At 52.4% G+C, this 11,536-nt stretch carries 9 protein-coding genes; 8 read left to right on the plus strand and 1 reads right to left on the minus strand.

Annotated features, from left to right (window positions below; translation table 11 throughout):
- The first annotated feature begins 6 nt into the window (after nucleotides 1–6).
- The 5 genes from MKX42_RS03855 (at nucleotide 7) to MKX42_RS03875 (ending at nucleotide 7,328) form a co-directional block, all read left to right on the plus strand.
- Nucleotides 7–1,290, plus strand: a complete 1,284-nt coding sequence (locus MKX42_RS03855) for an aspartate aminotransferase family protein (RefSeq protein ID WP_340751393.1) — start codon at nucleotides 7–9, stop codon at nucleotides 1,288–1,290.
- Complete coding sequence (gene argF / locus MKX42_RS03860; protein ID WP_340751395.1) at nucleotides 1,290–2,258, plus strand: ornithine carbamoyltransferase; 969 nt, start codon at nucleotides 1,290–1,292, stop codon at nucleotides 2,256–2,258. The genes MKX42_RS03855 and argF overlap by 1 nt, the downstream gene beginning before the upstream one ends.
- Before the next feature lie 313 nt (nucleotides 2,259–2,571).
- Nucleotides 2,572–3,807, plus strand: coding sequence for an argininosuccinate synthase (locus tag MKX42_RS03865; RefSeq protein ID WP_036694693.1), 1,236 nt, complete (start codon nucleotides 2,572–2,574; stop codon nucleotides 3,805–3,807).
- An 86-nt stretch (nucleotides 3,808–3,893) separates the two neighbouring features.
- The gene (gene argH / locus MKX42_RS03870; RefSeq protein ID WP_340751397.1) at nucleotides 3,894–5,306 is read left to right on the plus strand and encodes an argininosuccinate lyase; all 1,413 of its coding nucleotides are present in this window, start codon (nucleotides 3,894–3,896) and stop codon (nucleotides 5,304–5,306) included.
- 126 nt (nucleotides 5,307–5,432) lie between these two features.
- On the plus strand, nucleotides 5,433–7,328 hold the full coding sequence (locus MKX42_RS03875; protein ID WP_340751400.1) for an AraC family transcriptional regulator: 1,896 nt from the start codon (nucleotides 5,433–5,435) through the stop codon (nucleotides 7,326–7,328).
- 186 nt (nucleotides 7,329–7,514) lie between these two features.
- Here the strand turns inward: MKX42_RS03875 and MKX42_RS03880 are convergent, their stop codons facing one another.
- Nucleotides 7,515–8,300 (minus strand): alpha/beta hydrolase, encoded by a 786-nt coding sequence (locus MKX42_RS03880; protein ID WP_340751401.1) that lies wholly within the window; start codon nucleotides 8,298–8,300, stop codon nucleotides 7,515–7,517.
- A 264-nt stretch (nucleotides 8,301–8,564) separates the two neighbouring features.
- Between MKX42_RS03880 and MKX42_RS03885 the strand changes: the two genes are divergently transcribed.
- The 3 genes from MKX42_RS03885 to MKX42_RS03895 are packed head-to-tail and all read left to right on the plus strand — an operon-like array spanning nucleotide 8,565 to nucleotide 11,473.
- Nucleotides 8,565–9,143, plus strand: coding sequence for a prepilin-type N-terminal cleavage/methylation domain-containing protein (locus MKX42_RS03885; protein ID WP_340751403.1), 579 nt, complete (start codon nucleotides 8,565–8,567; stop codon nucleotides 9,141–9,143).
- Nucleotides 9,127–9,675, plus strand: a complete 549-nt coding sequence (locus tag MKX42_RS03890; protein WP_340751404.1) for a PilW family protein — start codon at nucleotides 9,127–9,129, stop codon at nucleotides 9,673–9,675. The genes MKX42_RS03885 and MKX42_RS03890 overlap by 17 nt, the downstream gene beginning before the upstream one ends.
- A gap of 13 nt (nucleotides 9,676–9,688) precedes the next feature.
- A complete protein-coding gene (locus MKX42_RS03895; RefSeq protein WP_340751406.1) occupies nucleotides 9,689–11,473 on the plus strand; it encodes a hypothetical protein in 1,785 nt (594 codons plus the stop codon).
- The last annotated feature ends 63 nt before the right edge of the window (nucleotides 11,474–11,536 follow it).

Here is an 11,536-nt window from a genome sequence, read left to right on the forward strand (position 1 = left end):
CTAAGAATGAGTGAGCTTACGCAAACGGACAAGAATTCTTTGACAGGGGCGCCGCAGGAGCGTTCAGCAGGAACGAACGGACAGGGGGCCGCTCCTGCCAAGCTGAGCGCGGTATTCCCGTCGTATAGCAGATATGATATCAGTCTGGTCAAAGGCAAAGGCAGCTGGGTATGGGATGAGCAGGGTAACAAGTATCTGGACTTCATGTGCGGACTTGCGGTAACGAGTCTGGGCCATGCGCCGGAGAAGGTCGGTGCGAAGCTGAAGGAGCAGATTGATACGCTGTGGCATGTCTCGAACCTGTTCCACATTCCGGGTCAGGACCGGGTAGCTGCGCTGCTGACAGAGAATAGCTGTGCAGATCAGGTCTTCTTCTGCAACAGCGGAGCGGAAGCGAATGAAGCGGCCATCAAGCTGGCGCGCCGGTATCATCAGAAGGTAAGAGGTGTTGACCGCTACGAAGTTATTACGTTCGAGCAGTCCTTCCACGGCCGTACACTGGCTACTCTGACGGCCACCGGACAAGCGAAGGTCAAGGAAGGCTTCTTGCCGCTTCCCGCTGGCTTCAAGACGGTGCCGCTGCATGATCTGGACGCGCTGAAAGGCGCCATTACAGAGTATACGGCAGCGATTATGCTGGAGATGGTGCTGGCCGAGGGCGGTGTGCTTGAGGTGCAGCAAGAGTTCCTGGATGCTGTTGTAGCGCTGTGCAAAGAGCACGGTCTGCTGCTGATCGTGGACGAAGTGCAGACCGGGATGGGCCGTACGGGCAAGCTGTTCGCTCATCAGCATTATGGCATCGAGCCGGACATCTTCACCTTAGCCAAAGGGGTGGCGAGCGGCTTCCCGGCTGGTGTGATGCTCGGTAAAGGCTATCTGCGCGAGGCCTTCAGCCCGGGCAGCCATGCCAGCACCTTCGGCGGCACCCCGCTGGCGGCAGCGGTGATGGAAGCAACCATTGAGACCATGCTTGAAGACAAGCTGCCCGAGCGGGCTGCGGAGATGGGCGAATACTTAAGCGGACAGCTTAGAGCGAAGCTGGCGGACACTTCTTTTGTGAAGGAGATTCGCGGCAAAGGCCTGCTGATCGGCATCGAGTGCCAGGAGCCTGTAGCCGAGATCGTTCTTGCCGGACAGGAGCGCGGACTGCTGTTCGTTCAGGCTGGACCGGATGTGATCCGGCTGTTGCCTAATCTGTACGTCAGCAAGGCCGAGATTGATCAGGCGGTGGACATCCTATCGGAACTAATTCATACTTATGCTAACAAAGTAAGCGGGGAGGAAAATTGATGAGTCACGGAACACCAGGCGTAACAGAGACGATTGCCGCACAGCTCAAAGGCCGTGATTTGCTGGAGCTGAATGATTACAGCCCGGAGGAAATCACGTATTTGATTGACCTCGCGATTGAGCTGAAGCGCAAAGCTAAGAACGGTGAGGTCTACCAGCCGCTGCTGGGGAAGACGATCGGCCTTATTTTTGAGAAATCCTCTACCCGTACCCGGGTGTCGTTCGAAGTGGGGATGTATCAGCTGGGCGGACATGCACTGTTCCTGAGCAAGAATGATATTCAGCTGGGCCGCGGCGAGACGGTTGGTGATACGGCCCAGGTTATGTCGCGTTATCTGGACGGTATCATGATCCGTACGTTCGGCCATGATAAAGTGGAAGATTTGGCCCGGTATGCCTCAGTGCCTGTAATCAACGGCCTCAGCGATCTTGCACATCCCTGCCAGGTGCTGGCAGACTACCAGACTGTATACGAGCACAAGGGCAAGCTGAAGGGCTTGAAGCTGGCGTACATCGGTGACGGCAATAATATGGCCCATTCTCTGCTGATCGGCGGCGCCAAGCTGGGTGTGCATGTCTCTATTGCCGGACCTGAAGGCTACGAGCCGGACGAGGCTGTCGTGGCTGAGGCGCGCGAGATCGCCAAGGAGACAGGCTCGGTCATCACTGTGACCCGCAGCCCGCAGGACGCAGTACAGGACGCAGATGTCATCTACACGGATGTCTGGGCGAGCATGGGCTTCGAGGCCGAGCAGCTGGCGCGTGAAGCGGCGTTCAAGGACTATCAGGTCAACGAGGAGCTGGTGAAGGGCGCGAAGAGCGATTATCTGTTCCTGCACTGCCTGCCGGCTCACCGGGAGGAAGAGGTCAGCACCGGCGTCATCGACGGCCCGAACTCCGTGATCTTCGATCAGGCGGAGAACCGCCTGCATGCGCAGAAGGCGCTTATGGCGGCTTTGATGGGCTAGGCCGGCCGCACCTAACCTTCAAGCAAGCGCTGGGTTAAAGTAATTGAATTATATATACACAACACATATATAAGATCAACAGGCACTTAGATAGGAGGGTTGGAGGATCGGAGGGGAATTTTGGAACTGTAGGAGCTTCAGCGTCCGCCTTTGTCTACGGATTTCAACCGCGAACAGCGGTATAAATCAAGAAATCTGTAGACAACAGCGGCCGGAAGTCCAAATATTCTCTGTAGTGACGTCCAAAACCCGTTTTTAAAGCCGAAGTTGATCTTATAATCACCCTCCACACCGAAAGGAAGCTAAACACCCCATGCCAAAAGAAAAAATTGTACTCGCCTATTCCGGCGGGCTGGATACCTCAGTCATTCTGAAATGGCTGAAAGAAACGTATGATGCGGAGATTATTGCTTTTACAGCGGATATTGGCCAAAAGGAAGAACTGGACGGCCTGGAGGAAAAAGCACTCGCTACCGGCGCATCCAAGGTCTACATCGATGATCTGCGCGACGAGTTCGCAAATGACTTCATCTACCCGATGTTCCAGTCGGGAGCACTGTATGAGGGACAATATCTGCTGGGCACGAGCATTGCCCGTCCGCTAATCGCCAAGCGTATGGTCGATATCGCCATCGCCGAAGGCGCAACAGCCATTGCCCATGGAGCTACAGGTAAAGGGAATGACCAGGTACGCTTCGAGCTGAACGCTGCTGCATTATCGCCGAGCATTAAGGTAATCGCGCCTTGGCGTCTGGAAGAGTTCCGCAACCAGTTCCCGGGCCGCGCCGAGATGATCGCTTACGCGGAAGCCAACGGTATTCCGGTACAAGCCTCTGCGGCCAAGCCGTATTCGATGGACCGTAACCTGCTGCATATCAGCTATGAGAGCGGCGTGCTGGAAGATCCGTGGTTCGATCCAAGCGCACCGGAGAACAAGGAAATGTTCCTGCTCTCCAATGCCCCAGAGGATGCTCCGGATGAAGCCGAGTACCTGGAGCTGGATTTCCTGAAGGGTGACTGCGTAGCGCTGAACGGCGAAGCGTTATCCCCGCTGCAAGTGATGGAGAAGCTCAATGAGCTGGGCGGCAAGCATGGCATCGGACGTGTGGATATGGTCGAGAACCGTTTTGTCGGCATGAAGAGCCGCGGCGTGTATGAGACTCCGGGCGGAACCATTCTGTTCACCGCTCACCGCAAAATGGAATCGATCACCATGGACCGTGAAGTGATGAACCTGCGTGACAGCCTGATCACCCGTTACAGCACGCTGGTGTATAACGGCTTCTGGTTCGCACCGGAGCGGATTGCGATGCAGGCCCTGGTGAAGGAGAGCCAGAAGAACGTGACTGGTACGGTACGTGTGAAGCTCTACAAGGGGAACATCATCGGCGCCGGAGTCAAGAGTCCGGTCAGCCTGTACAACCCGGATATCGCCACCATGGAGGCAGATCCTACCCAGGCCTATGACCAGGGCGATGCGACCGGCTTCATCCGTCTGAATGCCCTTCGTCTGAAGGTATCGGCAGGCGTAGCTGAATCCAATAAGTAGCACTATATAAAAGCGGACACAAGAAGGCCGTTCCTCCCAACTGGACAGGGGCGGCCCTTCTAACGTCTATCAAGGAGGAACAACAGGTGAGCAAGCTGTGGGGCGGACGTTTTACCAAAGGGACGAACAAACTGGTAGAGGAATATACGGCTTCTATCGAATTCGATAAAGTGCTGGCGGAAGAGGATGTGCAGGGCAGTCTGGCGCATGTCATGATGCTGGGCAAATGCGGAATTCTGCCGCAGGAGGATGTCGAGACGATCAAGAACGGGCTCGCGAAGGTACTGGACAAGGTACGTGCGGGGGAGATTGTGTTCTCGGTTGCCGATGAAGATATCCACATGAATATTGAAAAGAACCTGATCGAAGAGATCGGCCCGGTCGGCGGCAAGCTGCACACCGGACGCAGCCGCAACGATCAGGTGGCTACAGACATGCACCTCTACCTGCGTAACCGCGTGGTGGAGCTGGTAGCGCTGCTGCATGAACTGCAGGGTGCGCTGATCGGGCAGGCCAAGGATAACCTGGAGACCATCGTTCCAGGATATACCCACCTGCAGCGGGCACAGCCGATTCTGTTCGCGCATCATCTGCTGGCTTACGTGTCGATGTTCCGCCGCGATGCGGAGCGCCTGACGGACAGCTACAAGCGGATCAACGTGCTGCCGCTGGGTGCCGGGGCGCTGGCGGGAACGACGTTCCCGATTGACCGCCACTTCGTGGCTGAACAGCTTGGCTTCGATAGCGTCTATGAGAACAGTCTGGATGCGGTCAGTGACCGCGACTTCATCGTTGAGTTCCTGGCGAATGCATCGCTCGTGATGACTCACCTGTCCCGTCTCAGCGAAGAGCTGGTGCTGTGGAGCAGCACCGAATTCAGCTTCGTGGAGCTGGACGATGCCTTCTGCACCGGCAGCAGCATCATGCCGCAGAAGAAGAACCCGGATGTACCGGAGCTGGTACGCGGCAAAACCGGCCGTGTCTACGGCAACCTGATCGGACTCCTGACCGTGCTGAAGTCGTTGCCGCTGGCCTATAACAAGGACATGCAGGAAGATAAGGAAGGCATGTTCGATACCGTTGCTACCCTTACAGGGGCCTTGCAGCTGTTCGCACCGATGATCTCCACCATGAAGGTGAACAAGGCGCGGATGCGCGAAGCGGTGAATACCGACTTCTCCAACGCGACCGATATTGCCGACTTCCTGGTAGGCAAAGGCCTGCCCTTCCGTCAGGCGCATGAGGTGATCGGCAAGACCGTCCTGTATTGCATCAACGAAGGCAAGTTCCTGCTGGATCTGACGCTGGACGAATTCAAGCAGTTCTCGCCGCTGTTCGACGACCAGATCTATGCGGTGCTCCAGCCGGAGGCCGTGGTGAACGCCCGTAATGTTTACGGCGGTACCGCCACGGTTCAGGTACAGGCTGCCATCCAGCGGGCCGAAGCGGACCTGACGGCTGCGGGTGAATGGGTGAAGCAGCATGGCGGAGCCGTGTAACTATACGCAGATCGTCTGCATTGCCAGCTAGAGGCACAGGATTGCTGAAAGCATTAGAGACTGTCATTTGCAGCGGAAGCTGCAGAAGGGCAGTCTTTTTTACAATAAAGTGAGAGGGGGGAAGGTATGGTTTGGAAAGCCCACATAGAAGGCTGGGGCCGTACTGCGGTCAGGCTGCTGGAGGTTCAATTATTCGCTGCGCAAGCTGGAACGGTGCCTGAGTATGATGTGGCAGCTTCGAGTTTTTTCCTGCTGAGTGTGCAGGGCGAGGCGACTGTAAGTCTATCGGGGACGATCTATTCCACCCGGTCTGCGCCTCTTCTGCATGGCGGCATGGAAACGGAGCTGAGGCTGACGCCGCTGGACAACGAATTTGTCTGTTATTTCATTCGCTACCAAGCTGACAGTGTATTGCCGGAGGACCGGGAGAGCTTCCATATGCCGTATGCCTTCGCTCCCTATACCCTGCTGCCCTTGCAGGAGATGGGCCAGACAATGGATCGTCTGTGGCAGCATACCGCCCCGCTGGACAAGCTGCAGGCACAGACGGTTTTTCATCGATTTGTATATGAGCTTATGCGGCAGATTCACACCTCGGCTCAGGAGACCAGCAGACCGGGTGTAGTCACCGAGGCCATTCACTATATTCATGAGCATTACAGTGAGCCGATTACCGCAGAGGTATTGGCCGGCATGTGTAGTTGCAGTACGAGCTACTTGTTCCGCATGTTCAAGAATCAGCTGGGGTTCGGTCCGATCGATTACCTGATCCATGTACGAATCCGCAGATCCAAGCAGCAGCTGCTCCAATCCAATGCCCGAATTCAGGAAATCGCAGCCAGTGTGGGTTATGCCGATGTCTATTATTTCAGCCGTTTGTTCAAAAAGCATGCTGGCTGCTCGCCCCAACGATTCCGGGAGAATAACAAGCACACCGTTCAGAATAATCCATTACATCTGCTGAAATCGTCTATTGTAACTGGTAAGCCTGTTTCTCATAATGATAATGAGAATTATTATCAATGTAATGAGGAAGGGGACACACCGATGTTCGGATTTTCAAGACCGGCCTTAGGGGCCACGCTGCTGTTATGTTCAGCTTTATTTCTAAGCGCATGTCAGTCAGGCAACAACGCTGGAAAGGCAGGCTCTGAGCCTATTCCCACCAGTACGGCTGCAGACAGCGAGGCCGCAGATACACGTATTTACAAGCATTTGAAGGGGGAGACGGAGATTCCCGTGAAGCCCAAACGGGTCGTCAGTCTTTTTCATCTGGGGGAATTGATGGCGCTTGGAGTGAAGCCGGTGGGAGCAACAACCTTCATTCTGAACAATCCGCTGTTAAGCGATGTGTCGGATATTGAAGATGTAGGTTCTACGCCTGATGCGGAGAAGATCCTGTCGCTTGCGCCTGATCTGATTATTACAACAGCCCCGTTCGCGGAGGTGGTCGAAGGAGGATACGAGGCTCTGAGCCAGATTGCACCAACCCTTGTGGTGGAGCAGTATAATGATCCGGTCAAGGATGTCGAAATGTTCGGAGATATTCTGGGCAAGCAGGCGGAAGCGAAGCAGTGGAACGAGGATTTTGCAGCCAAAATAAAAGAGTCCAAAGAAAAGATCACCCCCTACATCGAACCGGGCGAAACCTTCTCCATTCTGAATGTGCGGTCCGGTTCAGTCTTCGTTTACGGGGATACCAATCTGGGCGGGAATATCTTGTACAAATATCTGGGTCTGAAGCCGACCGAAAAAGTGGACAAAGAGGTGATCCACGGAGAGACCTGGGAGATCTCCAACGAGGTCATTCCCGAGTTCATCGGCGACCGGTTATTTCTCGCAGTGAATGAAGGGGCGGAGGCAGAACTGAAGAAAGTGGATAAGCTCATTCAGAATTCACCGGCAGGGAAAGCGGGCAAAATCTACAATATTGACTTTAATGAATTCCTGTTCAGTGATCCGATTTCGGTTGAACAACAAATGGATATCATCGTTAACCTGCTGGCTGGGAGCGGCACGTGAATAGGTGGGAGCCTAATAAAAAGGGGACGCTGGATGATTTGTCCAGGTCCCTTTTATGTAAAGATAAGAATGTATATGCTTCGCGCTAAAATCATCCTTATCTTTCTCGCTGAAACGGTACCGACCTTTAAAAGGACGGCAATGCCGTTTCCACTTGTGAATTTATCCGCTTACATATGAAATTCTCTACTTGTTTAGCGGCAGCCACTTCAGCACATCGCGGATCTTGGCATCCCAGTATCCCCACTCATGCTGCCCCGGCCCTTCCTCATAGGTCAAAGACAGCTTGGTCTTGGAGCAGGCCTTGCGGAAGACCAGATTGTCCTCATAGAGGAAATCCTCGGTTCCACAGCACTGGTAGAGCAGCGGCTTCGGCCCTTTGGAGCGGTTCACTTCTTCAAGCAGCCATAGCAGATCTTCCGGAGTACCAGCAATGTCCTTGTCCCCAAAAATCTGCAAATAATCCTTGGTCTTCTGCGATGGATCTTCAAAGTTTAAGAAATTATGCGCCATGTCCAGTGCTCCCGACAGACTTGCAGCGGCGGCCCAGTCCTGCGGCTTGCGCAGTCCCAGCTTCATTGCCCCGTATCCGCCCATCGACAATCCCGCCACGAAGTTATCCTCGCGCTTGGCCGACAAAGGGAAGAAGGAACGGGCCAGCGCCGGTAACTCCTCACTAATGAACGTCCAGTACTTGCCGCCCGCCTCCATATCCGTATAGAAGCTGCGGTGGACCTGCGGCATAACAACAGCGATGCCCAGCTCTGCCACATAACGCTCAATCGAGGTCCGGCGCAGCCAGATCGAATCATCGTCAGACAAGCCGTGCAGCAGATACAACGTGGGGTGTAAGGTCCCTTTGGAGACATTACTCATTCCGATCTGCGTCGTGGTCTGCTGCGGCAGAATGACAGTCATCGAAGTACTGAGCCCCAGCACCTCCGAATAAAATTTACATTCAATTAAAGCCATTTGCGTATCCCCTTTCTGCCCACATGATAGCACAGCCCCTACCTGATATAAACTGTAGATTTCTCCAGATTTATTGACCGCAAGCATTGCTGCTGCCGGAGGAGAAAGAATATAATGGAAGTAGGTAGAAAGATTCATAGAAACACGCAAGGACACAGGACTGAAGACATGGATGTGCTCCGGGCAGCGGGTGAGAGAAGCCATTATTCTGCTGCGCGGAAACTATCTATAATGGAATCCAATAGAGTATAGGGAGCGAACATAATGTCATGGAAAGACCCATGGAACCGCAGCCGCGAGCGGGGCAAGGAAGCGGGCTTCACCTTAATCGAGGTGCTGGCCGCCATCGTCATTTTGTCGATAGTGTCCCTGGTGCTGACCTCATACTTCACCCACGCGCTGTCCTACTCCAAATCCAACCAGAACAAGACGATCATGGTCAATCTGGCGCGGAACGCTTTGTTTTATATGGAGAAGCAGGATTTTGAAGCGATGAGTAATTATTTCAATATAAATGATACAAATCCCAACGCTGCACACCCTAGTATTGAAGCTAAGCAGTGTACAAGTACTTCTTGTATGTATAGTAATGATGATTTCATCAATTCATCGGTTTTGCCTGAAGTGCTGAATCCGGTAATTAATAATATTCTCTATCAGGTGAACATAACATACCAGGCAGATTTGCATCGGGACATGCTGACAGGGGGAGACAACCGCAAACAGGAAATGGCTCCTTATCTGATCCCTGTACAGATAGAGGTCACCGGCCCGGGCGGCCCGAATGCGAATACAGCCAGCACGGTAGTGGAGGGTTATATTACTGATGAGAAAATACGTTGAATGCCTAAAATCACAGCAGGGCTTCACACTGATTGAGCTGATCGCCGCCATAACTATATTTTCAATGGTTGTGGGCATTATCTCCATGGTGACTATGTTTGGTTTTCGCAGCTATCATAAGATAACTATTGAGAATTCACTTAGAGATGAAGCAGACATCATTATGTCTTCGATTATAAATGAGTTATACATATTTGCTCCTGAGCGGGTAGAGAGAACAATCGATAATGACGGAATTTTGCTAAAAAAGAAAAAAAGCGATACCGACTCTACGCTTGAAGTGATTAAGATTGCTTTCACTCAGGGGAAATTGGTCATCGGTGCTGAAACGGATGCGCCTTCTAATGACTCCCGGACAGCAGTGAAATCAGACCTGACAGGTTCACTCATTTCTTCGGCGACACCTGACGGAAGATTTTGCACTGGTACATCTCCTTGTGATAGCGGACTAATTGAAATTACGCTCAAATTGGCTCGGGAGTATGATGGCAGGGATTATACCATGGAGATGAAAAGTAAATTTGGATTTTAGGAGGATGCTGCCCATGCCTGGAGCTGGACCATCACTGCATCATGAGAGAGCGGGGAAATGGAAGGGATTCGCCGGACGCATCCGGGAAGAACGTGGATCAGCACTGGTGCTAGTGATGTTTATTGTGCTGCTACTAACGATTTTGGGCCTAAGTGTACTTTCGGCAGCTGTTGGGGGCGCCCAGCGAACGGAGACGCGTAAGAACGATGTGCAGAGCCTGCATCTGGCGGAGAAGACGCTGGATGAGGCGGTGGCCTACATTACGGCCGAACTGAATGATATAGTGGACAAAAGTGTTTATTCGAGCCAGAAAGAGCTGCGAAAGGCTTTGGATGATGAAGTGGATACTATTCTGAATAACATAAACGGCAGCGATGATCCACTGATTGCGAGTACGAAGCTGAATCAGGGCAGCGCGGACAAGGCAATCGGCAGAATTGTAAAGGTGACTAAGGCTGCTAACTCATCTAATAGCACGCCCTCTAATAGCAAGGAGCCCATCAACTACACCTTGACTCTGAGCGCTCAGGCTGAGGTCAATGGAGTCATCCGTAATCTATCCAAGAGCATGAGCATCGATACTTATCCGGATTTTCTGAAATATACCCTAGGCTCTGAGAGCGATCTCGTTATCAATGGATCACCTTATATTGAAGGGAATATCTATGCAGGCAATACGCTGAGGATCAGCGATAGGGCTCTATATATGTACAATTTTAATCCCTTTTTCTTCTCATCCCCTGGCTTTGAATTAAAGGGCGATGCGTATATCCAGTCGCTTGACAATCTGTTCTATACAGAAAATGACCAGGAATTCACTGGGAATCAGACTATTGGTAAAAAAATCATCGACGCAGCTAATGTCAAAATCAAAAGCCGCCGGAGCTTCGTTGAAGTCAATGTGGAGTCCTCATTCATCGATAAGGTAGAGGAGGCAATAGGGCCTGGAGCTAATAGGGAAGAGATTCTAACCCATATTAATAATGGCAGCCTGGGTGAGTACCTTAGTAGTAACTACGATGCGATCTTCGACCACCCGGTTCCTCCAGCCGAGCCTCCTGATCCTGAGGATACCCTGGAGGAATGGGAGAATGCTAAGCAGGAGTATGAGAAAGCGGTGACACATCCCAAGCAATCCCTGGTGTACAAGGGGAACTTAACAATAGACGGGCAGACACTCAAAGGGATAAATTATACACAAAAAAGTATCCCAGGTGATACCGATAGAGGATACTGGTATATTGTAGATGGAGATTTAACCATAAATAATTATAAAAACTCTTCTTCTATAGACATCTGTGCCAATATTCTGGTGACGGGCAAGGTTCAGATTAGAGGTGAGGTGCAGTTTGACTCTACCATGTATATATGGAAAGCAAGTCCGGACGATGGTACGGAGGACTTTACAACAGTATTGGAGGATGCCTCGATTCGAGGGCTGAACGGCAAGGAACTGGTTCTAATTTCTAAGGGGCAGATTTTGATTAATCGTGTGGAATCGTTCTCTCAAACGGCGTTTCCGCTTGATGCGTTCTTTTACACAGATTCTTCCGCTAAGTTGTATGGGGTAGGATCGATCTTCTCACTTAGCGGCGGCTTCTTCGCCAAGGGTAACCTGACGATCAATGCGGTTCGCGGCACAGCCATCGGTAGAGCGGAGGAGATTGATATCCAGCCCAATAATGACCTACCCCGCTTCAAGGCGGTTTATAACGATCAGGTCTTTGCCCACCAGCAGGCAGGGCTTCCCCGGGTGAAGACCGTTAATATACGGGTGGGGGACTTGAAGCTGGAGTAGGCAGCAATATGCAGCGTCAATTCAGGCGAACATAAGGAAGCGGATGTCCTCCATAGTGGAGAA

Source organism: Paenibacillus sp. FSL R7-0204 (assembly GCF_038002225.1).
Taxonomy (GTDB): domain Bacteria; phylum Bacillota; class Bacilli; order Paenibacillales; family Paenibacillaceae; genus Paenibacillus_AQ.

Coding starts and splice junctions, on each gene's coding strand:
- MKX42_RS03855 (WP_340751393.1), top strand. CDS start 7: ATGAGTGAGCTTACGCAAACGGACAAGAATTCTTTGACAGGGGCGCCG.
- argF (WP_340751395.1), top strand. CDS start 1,290: ATGAGTCACGGAACACCAGGCGTAACAGAGACGATTGCCGCACAGCTC.
- MKX42_RS03865 (WP_036694693.1), top strand. CDS start 2,572: ATGCCAAAAGAAAAAATTGTACTCGCCTATTCCGGCGGGCTGGATACC.
- MKX42_RS03875 (WP_340751400.1), top strand. CDS start 5,433: ATGGTTTGGAAAGCCCACATAGAAGGCTGGGGCCGTACTGCGGTCAGG.
- MKX42_RS03880 (WP_340751401.1), bottom strand. CDS start 8,300: ATGGCTTTAATTGAATGTAAATTTTATTCGGAGGTGCTGGGGCTCAGT.
- MKX42_RS03885 (WP_340751403.1), top strand. CDS start 8,565: ATGTCATGGAAAGACCCATGGAACCGCAGCCGCGAGCGGGGCAAGGAA.
- MKX42_RS03890 (WP_340751404.1), top strand. CDS start 9,127: ATGAGAAAATACGTTGAATGCCTAAAATCACAGCAGGGCTTCACACTG.
- MKX42_RS03895 (WP_340751406.1), top strand. CDS start 9,689: ATGCCTGGAGCTGGACCATCACTGCATCATGAGAGAGCGGGGAAATGG.